Genomic DNA, 16401 nt, shown 5'->3' on the forward strand with positions numbered 1-16401 from the left:
TGATAATTAAAACTTACACAAACCGCCCTAGTGGCGGTTTTTATTTAACACTATTTATGTAATGACAATTCGTTAATAGCCGCCTCAGCTAAAAAGTTACTGCGATCCTTGTAAAACGAATTTGGCGCTTTTACTGCATTATCAATTCGATCTATCAGGATATCAGGAAGTGTGATATTTATTCGTTTTTGTTTTCCTGTAAAAGTTGACAAATCGACATCAATAATAACCCATGTGTCACAGTGTGTATATTCATTGTTACTTTTATATGAAACGTGGTCATTATGAATGTCTTTAATATCATAATCTCCCGATTCAATCATATCTTGAATTGTTAACAGAATAGCTTCTGTTGCCATCGCTGGTATATCACTTTCTTTATCAGCGGCTGAGTAGCAATCATATTTATCATTACATAGCGCAGGCACAACAATACCATAGGCGGTATTGCCGTCAGTAGGCGTTTCAATACCGAGAGTGAAAAACATAGTACCTCCAAAAGGTGGCGGGCTATAGAAGCCCCGCCGATTTTTTTATTGATCTTACTGTGCCGATCGGTAGTTCCGATTTTGGGTGAGGAACTGGAAACGTTTTGTTAGTTATCGGTGAATAAAACATATGATGACTACCTTTAACTCGTTTCAGAACACACCCTGCATTAGTAAGCTCCTTTATCAGGTCAGTTGATTTCATGTTTACCTCCTAACCTGAATATAATTATACACACATATACACACAAGTCAACATTTTTATTAGGTAATTTATGACAGATTCACTATATAACGCTATCGAAAGTCAGATAAAACGAGCGCAATCAAATATTTATACTGCACTACCTGCAAAAGTGCTTAGTTTTAATGGCCATACCGTCAGTTGCCAAGTAATGATCAACAGAGTTAACGCAAACGGGCAGGAAATCACGATCCCCCCTTTAGTTGATGTGCCTGCACAATTCCCCCACGCTGGAGGATTTTGTATTACTGTACCCATAAAAGCAGGTGATGAGGGATTAGTTGTTTTTTCAAGTCGATGTATCGACGGCTGGTATGCCAGCGGTAGCCAATCAAAACCGTTAGATAACAGAATTAATGATCTTAGTGACGGTTTTTTTATCGTCGGTTGTAATAGTGTGCCTAATAAAATACCTGATTTTTATAATGACGGCGCATCTATGCAAACTGATGACGGATCTACTCATATAAGATTAACTGAGGGAACAATCTATATAAAAGGCAATATTAAGCACGAGGGTGATACAGATCAAATAGGCAACTATAACCAAAACGGTAGTTTTAATCAGTCAGACGGTAACACTAATAGCACAGGAACGATTACGGCTGAGGATGTTAAAACTAATAGAGGTGTTGATTTGAATACGCATGTTCATACAGATGTACAAAGTGGAAGCGGTACAACAGGAGCACCAGAATGATTGTTAGAGAGTTAGATAGTAGTCACGATTGGACATTCGGGCGAGGTTTTGCAAATTACCTAAACGGATCTGATGCTATAGCACAGTGTGTAAAAACTAAATTATTAGCACTAAAACGAGATTGGTTTTTGAATCGTGACGATGGTATAGCGTGGTTTGATTATCTCACTAAAAATCCGAATACAAAACAATTAGAAATTGATGTTAGAACTGAAATTTTCAAGGTTGAGGGCGTTTTAAATATTGACGAATTCGATATCTTACTCGATCCAGAAACTCGCCAATTTCTAATTCAAATAACCTACACAGACAAATTTAACAACATCAACGAGGCGTCAATCAATGTTACAGATAAGTGAAAAAGGAATCGAAATAGATGACTTGTATACTATCCAAAATCGATTAGTGGATGCATTCAAATCTATTTACGGTGAGAATGTTAACCTCGATAGTGACACGCCAGACGGGCAATTATTGGGGCTTTTTTCGCAGGAATTAGCTAATGTACATCAGGCTGTATCATTTATCGTGCAAATGTTAGATCCGTACCAAGCTATGGGGCAGTGGTTAGAACAGCGAGCCATGTATGCAGGAATAACACGAATAACTGCATCATATTCATATATCGATGATGTTATTTTTACTGGAGCACCAAAAACAACAGTGCCCGTTAATTCTATTTACATTGATAAAAACAAAAATAAATGGGTTACGACTGAGGCGATAACATTAAACGATCTGGGTAGCGCTCGTACTAAATTTAGATCATTAGAACTTGGTGATTACACAGTTAATGCGCTAGAAGAATTCACGCCGAGCACGATAGTTATAGGTATTGATAAGGTGACTGCAAACACTAAAAGTTATGGCGGTGTTGATGAGGAAACCGACGAACAGCTATTAAAACGTTTTATGCTGTCTCATTCGATTAATAACTATGATGATCGGCAGGGTATGCAATCAGCATTATTAAATATAACTGGTGTTAGTAAATGCCTTGTCTATGAAAATTTCACCAATAACATCGATGAAAAAGGTGTACCGCCGCACTCATTAAATGCTGTAATTCTAGGCGGTGATGATGAAAAAATAGCGGAAGTTATCACTAAAAAGAAAATAGGGGGATGTGGTTTATTTGGTCAAATAGAAACAACACACCCGCAGGACGGATTGTTGAGAAAAGTCTATTTTGACAGGCCTACAAAAATTAACGTAAATGTTTCAATGATAATCGGGCGTTATAAATCTTTTGATGATATCAACACTGAACAAATCAAGGAAAATTTAAAAAAATTGGATTTCGATATCGGCGAAAATGTTTATGCATCACGCATCATATCTAACATCAATTTAGTAGATGGTTTCTACATTAAATCACTCACTGTAAATGGCTCAAATATTGCTGAAATTGGATACCGTGAATACGCACAGATAAACAGCATGGAGGTGTTGATTGAATAGAGAAAATTTTATTATTTGGCAGTATCGCACTAAACCTAAAGCATTCGGAACTATCAGGGCTGTCTACAAAGAGACTGATTTAACATTTCAAAACATCATCCAAATCGCCGACATTTTAAATATTGACACAGCCACAGGTTATGCGCTTGATTTAGTCGGTCGTCATATCGGTGTATCACGGGTTTTACCAACAGCAATTGCAAAAGAGTATTTTGGCTGGCTCGAAGATGATAGCGCTTTATCTTTTGGTGTGGGTGAATTTTATAGGTATGGCGATGCATTATCGGCATCAGTTGTTTTAAATGATAACGACTACCGTTTTTTTATTAGAGCAAAAATAACTAAAAATTATCAAAACGGAACGATAGAAAACATTGTTAAATCAATTCAATTTGTTGTCGGTAACAATAGTAATGTTATCGATATTCAAAATATGACAATGAACATTATCGTTAACAGTGACAATCTAAATTCATTAACGCTATATGCAATAAGCAAAATGGATATTTTAGTGCGACCTGTCGGTGTTATGTATGAATACACAGTATTAGTAAATGATAAACCGTTTGGATTTGCTCACGATAACGGTAGTTATGGATTCAATATCGGTAAATTTGTTCGACTACAGGAAATAGGAATTAATTAATGAAAATTCAAGAAAAACCAGATTATTTAATATTTGCTGATTCAGCGAAAAATGGCGAATGCGCTAATTTTCCAGACATCAGCAGAGGTTGGGGCGTAACAATTGATCAAACTGCATCTAAACCTCCACTTGAATGGATGAATGGCGCATTTAATCGTGTTGATAAAAATATGATGTATTTATTACAGCAGGGCGTGCCAGAATGGAGTGAAACAGTTATTTATCCTGTGAATGCTATTATTAAATACAACGGTGTTTTATATATTGCTATAGTTGAAAATGACGATGCAAAACCTTCAACAAATACAACTAAATGGAAAAAAATACAGGCTGATTTTTTTAATGCGTTACCTGCAGTAAAAACTACCGCGAACGGTGAATCTGCTTATGAGGTGAACGACCTTCTTCAACTATTAAATGAAGTTGATTTCAACATTTTACCAACATTGAAAAAACAAAATATGATTGGAAATGGTGTTTTGTCTAAAAACGGATATGCTCAAATACCATTATTCATTGCTGGTAAAATTCAAAACATAGTGATCCAATGGGGAGAGGGAAACACTGACGCAACAGGACGTGCACGTGTTACGCTACCTATATCTAACCCAAACGCCACACTATTTGCAATAGCAGTTGAACGAGATGCGCAGGCATGGTTTTCGTCTAACTCTGCGACAACGTGGGGGATATCTGCAAAGGATTCAACAAAAAGCCAAATAACAATCTGCACTAAAGGCATTACAAGCGGACAAATTGTTATCGGATCATATGCATACAGTTATTTAACAATAGGATATTAATATGTCAATTTTTTATAGTAAAAAAACATGCGGTTTTTATGATGATAGTATAAATACAGATTTACCAGATGATATTGTTGAAATTAGTAGTGAATATCATGCTGAATTATTAGAAAAACAATCGCAAAGCCTTGTAATTAAATCAGATGAAAATGGATATCCAGTTGCAGTTGAGCGCATTTTTACTGCAGATGAAATGATTATGATTAACACCGCAAAACGACAACAATTGCTCAATGAAGCTAATGAAAACATATCGATACTACAAGATGTGATTGATCTGGATATGTCAGAAGATGGTGATGAAGACAAATTGAAGGCGTGGAAAAAGTACCGTGTTTTATTAAATAGAATTGACGTATCAGACATCAACGTTATTTTTCCGGAAAAGCCACAATAAAATCAAAATACACTATCAATCTTCAACTTACAATATTCAACAGCGTCATGTAGCATCACAAAATCAGCAATATCAAACATAGTTTTATTATTTTGATAGAACACGTAATTGTGATCGTCGTGACTGTTGATAATATAGCATTCGCCCGTAATTTCGTCATCGTAATCGTCGGGCGTCATTCTAATATAGATTGGTAGTGTGTAGTTTATTGTTATCATTTATGCCCGACTTTTGTGCGTGGTGATTTCAACCAAATTTGATTTTTTGTGATAATCCCCCGTTGCCTTTCTAATTCATAAGTGGCTCTTTGTCCCCGATCGATTTTTCTGGCTTTTTCAATCGCATCTTCAAGATGCTCGTGCGTAACAATCCCATCTTCAATTAATTTATTCATTTTAGCTCGATGCATCTCTCTATATTTAACTCCAGCTAGAGGAGTTTGAGCTGGCAAATCATGCCGGATTTTATAATCCACAGCATCAATCTGATGAACTCTATTGATGTGAACAGGTAAAAATGGGAACCATTTGCCACATTCAAGACATTCGATCAAATCATATTTAATATATTCATCAACATCGTCAAGAGAAGTTATTTTTTTATTAAAAAAAGATTTTGCGTACAATGGTTTTACATTGTTATCATCAAGCGCGCGAATTTTGCTATATATCGCATTGTATGATCTACGTGGTAATAATTTCATCAAATCTGCAATAGGCAAATGACAATTTAACGTTAAAATTTCGACCTCTTCATTAGACCAATTTTTCATTTTTTTAATCGTTCAATTGTTGCCAATGATTGTTCGTAGCTAGCAGATTTAAATTTTTCAGCTAGTGATTTAGCTATTTCATTGCCTGCTAAATATTCATCACTATCAATGATTTCAGAATATAAATTATCAATTAATACAGGATCAATAAATGTTCCGTTTAAGATCGAATTTAATAAATGAATTTCATCAATAGATAACTCTAATGATTGCGTTCTAATAATATATTCGTATCTATCCCATATTTGATTTAATCGATATGTGACACCGTTTGAATTACTATTTAAATCATTTCGCAACTGTGGCGATGGTGTAAAACTTGGGTTTCTTGATATTTGTTTCATATGTCACCTTTAAAAGCCCTTTCGGGCTTTATTTATTCAATTTCAATATTGAGTTTTTTACATTGTTCGATTGTTAGCACAATACCGCTTGCATGTTCGTAGCGAGTTGATAGCGAACTATTAACTGGATAACAATTGTCAATGTCTAATCTAGTAACCTTGTCGCCATCATTAATATATAGAATATCTACATTGCCTTCATTGTTGATTCTTCCGAAAACTTCATTTAATGTTGTCATTTTATTTTCTCCTTCGCCTCACCCGATCATCTCATCGCTTCGGCTCTCTAAGTTAATGTTAGTGTTGTTTGTTTCTATGTGTTTATAGTATTACATCTGTCATACAATGTAAAGTGTTATTTTTAACATTTTGAGCTATTTTTTATTTAATTATATTTGTGATAAAAGTGTATAATCATTTAGAGCAGAGCTTTGGAATGCAGTTTGAATGGGCTAAAAAATATTAACGGTATTTTTATCGGTATTTTATTTTATTTTTTAATATTTTTTATTATTAATCAATTAATTTTGAATTAAATTTAACTCCTGTAGGGGACGCCATTAAAATCTATGATAACTAATCGTTTACCGTCGCTAAGCTTAACTGCTGATTATCCTTGCTTTAATTCTGTGACCTCATTTTAAAATTTTACTTAATTATTTAGGGTTTTAATAAAGGTTTTTTGTATTATCTTTAATGCTTTATTATTATTTAATTTCTTTTGGTGAATTAGCTATTTTGATATTAATTTAGAGTAAGACAATTATAATTTTCGATCTGTTTTATATAGTGATTTATTTGCAATATCCATTTTGAATATGCTTTTAAATTTTCCTAACAATGATAGAATCTATGACATACAGAGATAAAACAATTTAAAAAGGAATTAAATATGGCGTTAAATGGCTGGGGAGTGTTTTTACTTACTTTGATTATTTATTGGTGGGTTTATTTCGCTGTTTTAGTTGTTGGTATATTTCTTTTATTCTCATCTCATAAATTTTTAAGAATTACTGGGATATTTTTTATAATTGTTCCTATATGTTGTTATCTCTTCATGTTTCTCTTCTTAATTTTTGCACCTAGATTTTCAGTTGGATAAAAAGAGCGTAACATAACCAAGATTATAATAATTAATTGGTTTATTGTTGAAAAAATTAATCAATAGTCATATCAGTTATGCTAATAAAATGACCCGCAAAAGCGGGTTATTTTTTATTCTGTGATTATTTAATTTTAGAAATCAATATCTAAACCTATTTGGAAAGTACGGCCTGGAGCAGTAAACATATCTAGGTATTTATGATCTGATGTACTATATAATTTATTATTACTTAGATAATCCCAATATTTTTGATCGGTAAGATTGTAGATGCCACCATTTAGCTTCACATTTTTGGTGATATTGATATAACCAGTTAAATCAACAATACCATGACCAGCGATTCTAAAGTAATCATCTTTAGATTTATCAATTGGTTTACCATCATTACCATAAGTTTCACGAGATGTTGCTTCGGCCTTTTTGCCTTTTTGGAAGGTTGCAGTAATCGTTACACCGTAAAACTTGTTTGGATCGTCCCATGCTAAGCCGATAGTGCTTTTCATTGGTGCAATAGAATCCATCTCAATATATTTATCACCTAAATAACTCGATTTTGATTTGCCTTGGTTATAACCAATTGCGAATCTGGCGCTCAAACCATTAACCGGTTCAATCCATTTTCCGATATTGAATTCACTGCTTAGTTCAGCACCATAAATATAAGCCTTATCACGGTTTTCAGATTGATAAACAATACGGTTACCAATGCCAACGAAGTCTTTTTTATAGCGAGTATAAGCTATAAAGTTTTTATATTTATTATAAAAAGCTGATGATGAAAGTGTCACACCCGATACAGGTTGTCCTTTTAAACCTAATTCAAAGTTGTCACTGGTTTCAGTTTTAAGATTTGAATCGCCTACTAATACATACATGTTGCTATGCGCTAAATAAGAGCCATAAAGTTGGTTCTGATTTGGCATTTGTGCTGCACGCTTATATTGCAAATAGGCAGTGAAATCAGAGGTAATGTCATACATAAATGCCATCGAAGGTAATACTTTAAAATCACTATTACCATTGTATTGTTTACCTAATTGACTACTACTTATTTTTGATAATGACATATTTTCAAGGTTACGCGGTTTAGTATTTTGGTAAACAGCTCTGACACCAGGAACTAAATAAAAATTATTACTGTCATTAACATTAAAGCTTATCCGATCTTCGAAGAAGCCACCAAGTTGATAACTACGGCTATCGGCTTGTGGTTTACTGTAATCGCCATCAGGGAATACTCTAGTATTTGGTGATTTAGCTGATGAAAAGAATGGTGATTCATCTTCACTCCATTTACCATTTAAACCAGCACTAATGCGTTGGTTATCATAACTTTTGATTAAAGTCGTAATAAAGTTATAAGCTTTGGTATTGTAGTTCGTTTGGGTATTAAAATTACCTTTAGTTTTATGACGGAGGTCGGTATTGTCATAAACATTAGTACGTTGATAATTCAATTGTGTGGTTAAACTATCAATCCAACTGATATTTGTCGGTTTCCATTGATCTTTAATTGCAAGATTGAAACGATTATTTTTGCTTCTTTGTTTATCAAATGATTCAACCTTTTTACCATATCTATCCCAAGTATCATAATGAGAATTTTTGGTTTTATTATTGTAATCAACAGTGGTGTTGAGTAAATGTTCATCCGTCATTTGCCAACCAAAACCAGCTAAGATTGAATTAGAGTGCCAATTTTCTGGATAACTATCGATTGAATCGCCATAATTACGAGTTTGTTGACCATCGCGTCGACTTAATACCAAAATACCATTTAGATACTCATCACCACCCGCCATAGTTAAACCTTGGTGATAACTTCGGTCGGCACTGTCATAGTTGTTTTGGAAACCGAAAAAGCTGGTTTTTCCCGGATAGAGGTAATAACTTGCGGTTTTAGTTTGAAATGATACTGAACCACCTAAAGCATTATTGGCGTTACTAACCGAGGTTGCGCCAGATTGGATATCAATTTTATTGTACATATAAGTATCAATATAATCTCGGCCAATACCATAAGAACCAAATCCAGCTCGACCTACTGAATTAACTCGACCTTGGGCAATTGGTAATGGCATACCATCGATATCGATTGAAACTCGGTTAGCATCTAAACCACGAATGTTATAACCGGTAAATCCACCACGGTCCCAACTACTTTTACCACTACTTGAGCCTGAAATGCTACCAGAAGCAGATATCAGCGGTTGATAACGCATAATGGTACCAAAATTAGTTCCACCATCACGGCGAATATCTTGCTCAGAAATTTCGGTATTTGTTCCGGGTTTTTTCGTTGCTTCATGAGCGGTAACGGTAATAGTATCAATATCGTTTTGCTCATTAGGTTTATCAGCTGCAATAGCAGGTAACGCTAAGGTTAAGGTTAAACCTATTGCTAATGAACTGGTATTTTTTAAATATCTAAACTTCAACATGTTAGTCCTTTCAAATCTGATATACTAAATAATAAAGTGCACATCTATTGCTTCAATTAATAAAAATTTTATTAAATTTTTTAAAATAACTTATTGCGGATAAAAACTTTGGAAGAGTATTTTGGCTGCTTCATCAACCCTTGGACCAATGCCAAATAAGTAGCTATCATCAATAATGGTAATTCGATTATTTTTAAACGCTGCCGTTTCAGTAATACCCGGAATCGTATTAACTTTATCTAAGCCGCCTAGTTGATCAATTGAATGTTTATTCAATATGATAACTTCTGGATTTAGGGTAATTAATGATTCAGCTGTATAACTTTTAAAGCTATTATGATTTGCAAGATTTTCACCACCAGCAATAGTAATTAATGCATCAATAGTTGTGTTTTTTCCTGCTACTGAGTTATTTCCGCCCATGCTCATTAAAGCTAAAACCTTAGTTTTTTGTGCATGTGTAGCAACTTTCGCTTCAATGTCAGCAATATTCGTCTTAATTCTCTCGATGAGAGCTTGTCCTTCTTTTTGTTTATCTAACTTAACTGCAATTTTATTAATATTTTCATAAAGTAAATCAATCGTTCCTGGTACACGCTTCAAAGCTAAAACGTCTACTTTTGATTGATTAACTTGATCAATAATATTTTCAGGTTCAACATCATTTAATGTGATAAACAGCGATGGTTTTAACGATAAAATTCCTTCAATATTTAATAATTTCCAATAACCGATTTGTGGTAATTGTTTAACTTTTTCAGGAAAACTACTCGTTTTATCAACACCGATAACTTGATCTCCAGCGCCAAGGGCAAACACAATTTCAGTAAGAGCACCGCCAGCAATAACGATTCTTTGATTAGCTGAACTGAAATTAATTAGGCTGTTAATGCTGAAAATCAGCAAAAATAATACAAATTTTTCCGTAAACTTTTTCTTCATTACTTATTTACCTACCATGGCTTAAAAATTAGACTGGGTAATATAGTGAAAATGAGAACTATTATCAACATAAAATCTATAAGGATTTACAGCAGAAGAGCAAAAAAAAAGCCAAATTTAAGAATAAAAATAAACTTTTTTTTAAATAAATAATAAATTTATAATCAATAAATTATAAACATAAAATTGAAAAATTTTTTTCAAATACTCTAATTATTAGTTAAATAACTAACAATATACTGCTATAAAAGCAGATTAAGTACTCATTTGAAAATAATTTATAATGAATTTTAATTGTTATTTTTTCTCTGAAAAAAACTATTTTTATCAACCCTACCAATTATTGGTGGCGTGATTTTTTGTTTTTAGATTAAAAATCAATATCTAAACCTAGTTGGAAAGTCCAACTAGGAGCAGTAAACATATCTGGATATTTATGATCTGATGTACTATATAATTTATTATTACTTAAAAAGTAATAATGAAAAAAACATTGATAAATGAGAATAATTATTATTTAATTCAGCAAGATTATTTTTATGAATGGAAGTTATGAAATCATTTGATGTAAGTACCTATTACGCTTTAAATTCGGTTTTACCTTTTGAAGATCGTTGGGCTGTGATGCCATTACAAGCAAGTTTACCTGTTCCGCCTCAAGAATTAGAGCAACAATGGAATAACCTACAAAATTCAAATTTAGCTGGCAAAAAAAGGCTAATTTATTTACATATTCCTTTTTGCGACATTCATTGTCAGTTTTGTGGTTTTTATCAAAATCCATTACGTAAGTTTGATACCAAAACTTATATAGACTATTTGCTACAAGAAATATCTTTAGAAATCAATAGTAAAGCAATGCAGTCGGCCCCAATTCATGCTATCTATTTTGGTGGTGGAACACCTTCTGCATTGGCCTCTGGACAGTTAGCACGAGTAATTAGTTATTTTAAACAACATGCTCCTTTAGCGCCTGATTGTGAGATTACCATAGAAGGGCGAATTTCTGATTTTGATGATGAAAAAATTGATAGTTATATTGAGTCAGGGGCTAATCGTTTTTCGATAGGTATACAAACATTCAATACTCAAATTAGACAAAAATTAGGACGTCTGTCATCGGAAAAAGAGATTATTCAACGTTTCGAAAATATTGCTTCTCGAGATAGTGTTGCTCTCGTTTGTGATTTGATGTTTGGATTACCTAACCAAACAACCGCTACTTGGCAAAGAGATTTAGAAATTGCTGATCAACTTCCGCTTGATGGCGTTGATCTTTACTCTTTAAATCTTTTACCAACGACTCCTTTAGCGAAAGGAGTTGAAAATAGAAGAATTGAATTACCATCGGTTATTGATAAGTGTGGTTTTTACCATCAAGGTGCTGAATATTTAGCTAAACAAGGTTGGACTCATTTAACTAATGCGCATTGGGCAAAAACCAGTCGCGAACGAAATTTATATAATTTTCTGATAAAACAAGGCTCGCATTTTTTTGGATTTGGTTCTTGTGCTGGTGGTAAATTAAATGGTCAATCCTATATGATCCATCGAGATTTGAGTCAATATTATGCTTTATTAGACCAAGGTAAAAAACCGTTGATGATGTTAACCGGTAAACCTTTAGTTGGGGACTGGTTGCACAAATTACAAGCTGGTATAGAAAAAGGGCGCATAGATTTAACGCAACTAACCAATCAAGCTGAGCTCTTTGATCCACTTATCAAGCAATGGCATGAAGTCGGTTTGCTGCAAAATGAAGATCGTTGTTTACGATTAACTTTATCAGGACGTTTTTGGTCGAGTAATATAGTTCAAGCATTGCAGCAATTGTTATTGCAACTTAATAATCCAGAACATATCGAATTACAACAGAAGATGGCTCAAGCCAGACAAGCCATGCAACAAGGTAATGGTATGCCTAAAGCTCATTCTCATATGCAAAACATCCATTTAAAAAATAAATAATTAAGGAAAATTACTATGGTAGATAAACCAACTATTTTAAATAATCTTGCAACTTATATGCAATCAAACCCAGAAGAATTATTAGAAAAAATAGCGCAAGATTATAAAGTGACACTAACACAAGTAATCCAAGCAATACCAGATGTTAAAATTGTTGATGGTAGCAATTTTGATATGATTTGGGAGGAGGTAACAACTTGGGGTGACGTATTATTTTTAATTCATACCGGAGATATTATTGCCGAGATTTCAGGAGAACTGCCTTCAGGAACGCATAGCCAAAAATACTTTAATTTACGTCATCAAAAAGGTTTGAGTGGTCATATTAAAGCGGAACATTGTCTACATATTGCATTTATCGAACGAAAATTTATGAAAATGTCGACCGCATCAATAATTTTCCTCAATCATTTAGGCCAATCAATGTTTAAAATTTTTGTTGGTCGTGATGAACAACATCAATTAAAAGCAGATCAACTTGAAAAATTTAGAGCGTTAGCAGAAAAAATTAATTAATTTGAAGAATAATAACATGAAAACAGTAATTATTTTTGGTGTTAGCGCCAAGTTAGGAACTGGTTATCAAGTATCGCAATTAATCAAACAATGCCATCCTCAGTGGCGTTGTATTGTACTAGTTCGAGATGCTGACTTTGCTAAACAATTAGCGAAACAAGGTATTGAAACTCATGTTGGTGATGCAACCAATAAAGAACTAGTTAAAAAGATCTGTCTGCAAGCAGGGCCTGAAGCTATTATTATTTCAACGCTAGGTGGTGAAACGGGGAATTATATTGCTCAACGTATTATCATCGATTGTGCTGAACAAGCTGGTGTTAAACAGATGCTTTTAGTCACTTCACTTGGTTGTGGCGACTCATGGCCAACACTATCCCTACGTGCTAAACAAGCTTTTGGTAATGCGGTGCGCGAAAAATCCTTGGCTGAAGTTTGGTTACAAACGAGTACCTTGAATTATGTGATCTTAAGACCCGGCGGTTTACGCGATGGTGAATTAACCAATAATGGTCAATGCTATTTTGCTCAAGAAGTTCACGGTTTCGTATATCGTAAAGAATTAGCCAAAATAATCATGGATAAAATAGCAAATCAACAATTTGATAATCGTGCATATAGTGTTGTTGACCCAAGCCTTACGGTAAATTATTAATTAAATTTATGAGGTTAATCGGTGCGCAAATCTAGTCCACAAATATTGTTATTGGGATTATTCGCTTTATTGTTAATCTTAATAATCTATTCAGCAAACTCGGGAGCATTAAAATTATCATTTATACAACTAATGAATATGTCATTTGATCATCCTTTATGGAATATCTGGTGCAATATTCGTCTACCAAGAATTATTTTAGCGATAATTGTTGGTATGGCATTAGCAAGTGCAGGTGCTGTGATGCAAGGATTATTCAGAAATCCTTTAGCTGATCCTGGCTTACTAGGTATTAGTAGTGGGGCGAGTCTAATGGTCGGTATAACAATTTTATTTCCTGCTGTTTTCCCGCCAATTATGATGCTTTACGGCAAAATGGTTGCCGCATTTGCTGGTAGCTTATTTATTTGTGCACTTATTTACCTTTATAGTCTTAATGAGCAATGCAACCTTGCGAAAATGATTCTGTTAGGTGTAGCGATTAATGCCATCATTGGGGCAGTAATGGGCGGCTTGAGTTATATCAGCGATGAATCACAACTAAGACAAATTTCTTTATGGTCAATGGGCCATTTAGGTAAAGGTTCATGGGATCTGGTGATTGTGTCGTTATCGTTAATTTTTCCAGCATTATTGTGCTTAATCAAATTGGCTCATCAGCTTAACATATTACAATTAGGTGATGAAGATGCTCATTATTTAGGCATTAATGTTGAACGCACTAAACGCTATCTGTTATTGCTTTGTGCTGTGTTAATTGGTGCATCAGTTGCAGTGAGTGGCATTATTGCTTTTGTTGGTCTAGTGGTTCCGCATATGATTCGTTTGCAAATTGGAGCAAATCATAAATGGTTAATTCCTGGTTCTGCGTTAGGTGGAGCCTGTTTACTTCTGTTAGCAGATACCTTAGCTAGAACATTAGTTGCCCCGACAGAAATTCCTGTTGGTCTCTTAACTAGCCTAATTGGTGGTCCATATTTTCTTTGGCTTATTTTAAGACATAAATAATTGGTGGAACTTTATAGTGTTAATTGCTAAAAATCTGACATTTGCTTATAGCAGTCGAATGATAATTAACGATGTTTCTTTATCGATAAAATCTGGTGAAATTGTTATTATTATTGGTCCTAATGGTGCTGGTAAATCAACCTTGTTACGCCTATTAACAGGTTATCAAAAACCATCTTCTGGAGAATGTTATTTACTCGACCGTCCATTGTCCCAATGGCCACAAAAACAATTGGCTAAAACTAGAACCGTGATGTTACAACAAAGCCAACTTACTTTTCCATTCAAGGTAAAAGAAGTTATTGCTATGGGGCGAGCACCTTATGGTAAAGTCCATTTTAATGAAGCAATTGATGAAGTTATGTCACAAACAGATTGTTTGCAATTTGCTGAACGTGATTATCGAGGATTATCTGGCGGAGAACAACAAAGGGTACAATTAGCCAGAGTTTTAGCGCAATTATGGCAACCGCAACCTAGTGAAAAATTACTGTTTTTAGATGAGCCAACATCAGCTCTCGATCTCTATCATCAACAACATACCTTACGATTATTAAAGCAATTAGCGGTCAAACAAAAATTAGCCGTTTGTTGTGTTTTACATGATCTCAATCTAGCAGCCTTATATGCGGATAAAATAATTTTACTTAATAAAGGTAAAATTGTTGAACAAGGCTCCCCTTCACAAGTACTGACGGTAGAAAATATTCAACGCTGGTATGGGGTTGATTTGGGTATTTTTGCTCATCCTAGCGAATCATCAATACCGCAAATTTATTTAAATCCTTAATAGTAAAAAATATCGATTATTAATCATTCGCTGCATTTTAGCGCAAAATCAGTATATAATTAAGCAAACTTAATAAATGGGGCTGATGATGACTAACGAAAATAGCGATAACTCTATTCTGGTTTCAGATCTACTTGCAGCACAACCTGTTTTTAGTTGCCAATTGGATGGTAAAGGAAAAGCAAATCCTTTGAATGATGGATCTAAAGCTTCTATTAAGCAACCATATTGGATACATCTGGATTTTGCTAAAAGTGAAACTATTAATTGGATTAATCAAACAAATTTAATACCTGATCTTGTTAAAAATGAGTTGATTAAAGCTAATCAATTTCCAAAGGAGATCCGTTGTGATTCAGGTATTTTAGTGGTCTTGAAAGGGGTCAACTTTACTCCAAATGAACTACCTGATCCTATTGTTACTTTTCGTTTTTATATTACCGATAATTTGATCATTTCAACCAGACATCAAAAAATAGATGCAATCGTTAAATTAAAAGAAAATTTAGAAAAAGGTATTGGCCCTGTTGATGTTGCCGATTGGCTGATACAGCTTTCAGAATTAATCTGTGATCAAGTGAATTTATCTTTTGATGGTGTTCACAATAAGATAATAAAATTAGAAGATTTATTACTAAATCAGCGGATTTTTTCCCATAAAGAGATCGGCAGAGTGCGCAAACAACTTTTCATACTGCGTCGTCTACTTTCGCCACAGCGTGATATTTTTGTAAAAATTTCGACCGAAAGAATATCTTGGATTGATGACAACGATCGTCAACGGCTTCATGATATCTCTAATCAACAAAATCATTATGTTTCTGAAATTGATAGTTGCCTAATAAGGATTGGTTCAGTTATGGAACAAATAAATAGTATTCTAGCTGAATCGACTAATAAGCGTATCTATTTAATGTCACTATTTACCATTATTTTTACGCCAATTACATTTATAACAAGTTTACTTGGGGTTAATTTAGCCGGTATTCCTTTTAATGAAAAAGAGTGGTCTTTTGTTGGCTTAATCGTACTATTAATTGTGATTAGCATAGTATCTGTTTTATGGCTTAAGCTAAAAAAATGGTGGTAAAGGCATTAACTTTTAAAATAAATATAAA

Annotated in this window: 19 protein-coding genes and 1 pseudogene; 12 read left to right on the top strand and 8 right to left on the bottom strand. The window is 33.8% G+C overall.

The genetic code is table 11. The features are described 5' to 3' along the window. Positions 1-50: 50 nt before the first annotated feature. Entirely contained in the window at positions 51-488 is a 438-nt protein-coding gene (locus tag H3T56_RS08920; RefSeq protein ID WP_198192681.1) for a type II toxin-antitoxin system HicB family antitoxin, read from the bottom strand. A gap of 22 nt (positions 489-510) precedes the next feature. After that, entirely contained in the window at positions 511-693 is a 183-nt protein-coding gene (locus H3T56_RS11790) for a type II toxin-antitoxin system HicA family toxin (protein WP_084390521.1), read from the bottom strand. Positions 694-763: 70 nt separating this feature from the next. On the opposite strand from H3T56_RS11790, the gene H3T56_RS08930 reads away from it, so the two are divergent. Genes H3T56_RS08930 through H3T56_RS08955 form a run of 6 tightly spaced genes read left to right on the top strand, consistent with a single transcriptional unit; the run spans position 764 to position 4742 of the window. Then, entirely contained in the window at positions 764-1432 is a 669-nt protein-coding gene (locus H3T56_RS08930; RefSeq protein ID WP_198192682.1) for a Gp138 family membrane-puncturing spike protein, read from the top strand. Next, complete coding sequence (locus H3T56_RS08935) at positions 1429-1791, top strand: hypothetical protein (RefSeq protein WP_198192684.1); 363 nt, start codon at positions 1429-1431, stop codon at positions 1789-1791. Before H3T56_RS08930 ends, H3T56_RS08935 begins: the two co-directional genes overlap by 4 nt. After that, positions 1775-2893, top strand: a complete 1119-nt coding sequence (locus tag H3T56_RS08940) for a baseplate J/gp47 family protein (protein ID WP_198192686.1) — start codon at positions 1775-1777, stop codon at positions 2891-2893. The genes H3T56_RS08935 and H3T56_RS08940 overlap by 17 nt, the downstream gene beginning before the upstream one ends. After that, complete coding sequence (locus H3T56_RS08945; RefSeq protein ID WP_198192687.1) at positions 2886-3539, top strand: DUF2612 domain-containing protein; 654 nt, start codon at positions 2886-2888, stop codon at positions 3537-3539. Before H3T56_RS08940 ends, H3T56_RS08945 begins: the two co-directional genes overlap by 8 nt. Further along, on the top strand, positions 3539-4342 hold the full coding sequence (locus H3T56_RS08950; protein ID WP_198192689.1) for a hypothetical protein: 804 nt from the start codon (positions 3539-3541) through the stop codon (positions 4340-4342). Before H3T56_RS08945 ends, H3T56_RS08950 begins: the two co-directional genes overlap by 1 nt. A gap of 1 nt (position 4343) precedes the next feature. Further along, positions 4344-4742: a tail fiber assembly protein gene (locus tag H3T56_RS08955; protein WP_198192694.1), complete on the top strand. Its 399-nt coding sequence runs from the start codon at positions 4344-4346 to the stop codon at positions 4740-4742. A gap of 2 nt (positions 4743-4744) precedes the next feature. Here the strand turns inward: H3T56_RS08955 and H3T56_RS08960 are convergent, their stop codons facing one another. The 6 genes from H3T56_RS08960 to H3T56_RS08985 all read right to left on the bottom strand — a co-directional run bounded on the left by H3T56_RS08960 (position 4745) and on the right by H3T56_RS08985 (position 10346). After that, positions 4745-4960 (bottom strand): hypothetical protein, encoded by a 216-nt coding sequence (locus H3T56_RS08960; RefSeq protein WP_198192695.1) that lies wholly within the window; start codon positions 4958-4960, stop codon positions 4745-4747. Further along, a complete protein-coding gene (locus tag H3T56_RS08965; RefSeq protein WP_198192698.1) occupies positions 4957-5514 on the bottom strand; it encodes a MucR family transcriptional regulator in 558 nt (185 codons plus the stop codon). Before H3T56_RS08965 ends, H3T56_RS08960 begins: the two co-directional genes overlap by 4 nt. Next, positions 5511-5858 carry a hypothetical protein gene (locus tag H3T56_RS08970; RefSeq protein ID WP_198192699.1) on the bottom strand — a complete coding sequence of 116 codons (348 nt, stop codon included), beginning with the start codon at positions 5856-5858 and terminating at the stop codon, positions 5511-5513. The genes H3T56_RS08965 and H3T56_RS08970 overlap by 4 nt, the downstream gene beginning before the upstream one ends. Before the next feature lie 32 nt (positions 5859-5890). Then, positions 5891-6097, bottom strand: a complete 207-nt coding sequence (locus H3T56_RS08975; RefSeq protein WP_198192700.1) for a hypothetical protein — start codon at positions 6095-6097, stop codon at positions 5891-5893. Between the two features lie 997 nt (positions 6098-7094). After that, positions 7095-9404, bottom strand: a complete 2310-nt coding sequence (locus tag H3T56_RS08980) for a TonB-dependent receptor domain-containing protein (protein WP_198192706.1) — start codon at positions 9402-9404, stop codon at positions 7095-7097. Between the two features lie 90 nt (positions 9405-9494). Next, positions 9495-10346, bottom strand: a complete 852-nt coding sequence (locus H3T56_RS08985; RefSeq protein WP_198192708.1) for a hemin ABC transporter substrate-binding protein — start codon at positions 10344-10346, stop codon at positions 9495-9497. Positions 10347-10898: 552 nt separating this feature from the next. On the opposite strand from H3T56_RS08985, the pseudogene hutW reads away from it, so the two are divergent. The 6 genes and pseudogenes from hutW to zntB all read left to right on the top strand — a co-directional run. After that, positions 10899-12203, top strand: a pseudogene (gene hutW, locus H3T56_RS08990) (heme anaerobic degradation radical SAM methyltransferase ChuW/HutW); the annotation flags it as partial. 126 nt (positions 12204-12329) lie between these two features. Beyond that, positions 12330-12830, top strand: a complete 501-nt coding sequence (hutX, locus tag H3T56_RS08995; protein WP_198192712.1) for a heme utilization cystosolic carrier protein HutX — start codon at positions 12330-12332, stop codon at positions 12828-12830. Between the two features lie 16 nt (positions 12831-12846). Then, on the top strand, positions 12847-13485 hold the full coding sequence (locus H3T56_RS09000; protein ID WP_198192713.1) for an NAD(P)H-binding protein: 639 nt from the start codon (positions 12847-12849) through the stop codon (positions 13483-13485). Positions 13486-13506: 21 nt separating this feature from the next. Then, a complete protein-coding gene (locus H3T56_RS09005) occupies positions 13507-14493 on the top strand; it encodes a FecCD family ABC transporter permease (protein ID WP_370545542.1) in 987 nt (328 codons plus the stop codon). Positions 14494-14506: 13 nt separating this feature from the next. Then, complete coding sequence (locus tag H3T56_RS09010) at positions 14507-15283, top strand: heme ABC transporter ATP-binding protein (RefSeq protein WP_370545546.1); 777 nt, start codon at positions 14507-14509, stop codon at positions 15281-15283. An 88-nt stretch (positions 15284-15371) separates the two neighbouring features. Next, on the top strand, positions 15372-16373 hold the full coding sequence (gene zntB, locus H3T56_RS09015) for a zinc transporter ZntB (RefSeq protein ID WP_065613132.1): 1002 nt from the start codon (positions 15372-15374) through the stop codon (positions 16371-16373). The last annotated feature ends 28 nt before the right edge of the window (positions 16374-16401 follow it).

Origin of the sequence: Gilliamella sp. W8123, assembly GCF_016101085.1 — a bacterium.
Lineage (GTDB): Bacteria > Pseudomonadota > Gammaproteobacteria > Enterobacterales > Orbaceae > Gilliamella > Gilliamella apis.

Excerpts from the sequence above, each read along its gene's own strand:
- H3T56_RS08920 (WP_198192681.1), bottom strand. The coding sequence starts at position 488 with ATGTTTTTCACTCTCGGTATTGAAACGCCTACTGACGGCAATACCGCC.
- H3T56_RS11790 (WP_084390521.1), bottom strand. The coding sequence starts at position 693 with ATGAAATCAACTGACCTGATAAAGGAGCTTACTAATGCAGGGTGTGTT.
- H3T56_RS08930 (WP_198192682.1), top strand. The coding sequence starts at position 764 with ATGACAGATTCACTATATAACGCTATCGAAAGTCAGATAAAACGAGCG.
- H3T56_RS08935 (WP_198192684.1), top strand. The coding sequence starts at position 1,429 with ATGATTGTTAGAGAGTTAGATAGTAGTCACGATTGGACATTCGGGCGA.
- H3T56_RS08940 (WP_198192686.1), top strand. The coding sequence starts at position 1,775 with ATGTTACAGATAAGTGAAAAAGGAATCGAAATAGATGACTTGTATACT.
- H3T56_RS08950 (WP_198192689.1), top strand. The coding sequence starts at position 3,539 with ATGAAAATTCAAGAAAAACCAGATTATTTAATATTTGCTGATTCAGCG.
- H3T56_RS08955 (WP_198192694.1), top strand. The coding sequence starts at position 4,344 with ATGTCAATTTTTTATAGTAAAAAAACATGCGGTTTTTATGATGATAGT.
- H3T56_RS08960 (WP_198192695.1), bottom strand. The coding sequence starts at position 4,960 with ATGATAACAATAAACTACACACTACCAATCTATATTAGAATGACGCCC.
- H3T56_RS08965 (WP_198192698.1), bottom strand. The coding sequence starts at position 5,514 with ATGAAAAATTGGTCTAATGAAGAGGTCGAAATTTTAACGTTAAATTGT.
- H3T56_RS08970 (WP_198192699.1), bottom strand. The coding sequence starts at position 5,858 with ATGAAACAAATATCAAGAAACCCAAGTTTTACACCATCGCCACAGTTG.
- H3T56_RS08975 (WP_198192700.1), bottom strand. The coding sequence starts at position 6,097 with ATGACAACATTAAATGAAGTTTTCGGAAGAATCAACAATGAAGGCAAT.
- H3T56_RS08980 (WP_198192706.1), bottom strand. The coding sequence starts at position 9,404 with ATGTTGAAGTTTAGATATTTAAAAAATACCAGTTCATTAGCAATAGGT.
- H3T56_RS08985 (WP_198192708.1), bottom strand. The coding sequence starts at position 10,346 with ATGAAGAAAAAGTTTACGGAAAAATTTGTATTATTTTTGCTGATTTTC.
- hutX (WP_198192712.1), top strand. The coding sequence starts at position 12,330 with ATGGTAGATAAACCAACTATTTTAAATAATCTTGCAACTTATATGCAA.
- H3T56_RS09000 (WP_198192713.1), top strand. The coding sequence starts at position 12,847 with ATGAAAACAGTAATTATTTTTGGTGTTAGCGCCAAGTTAGGAACTGGT.
- zntB (WP_065613132.1), top strand. The coding sequence starts at position 15,372 with ATGACTAACGAAAATAGCGATAACTCTATTCTGGTTTCAGATCTACTT.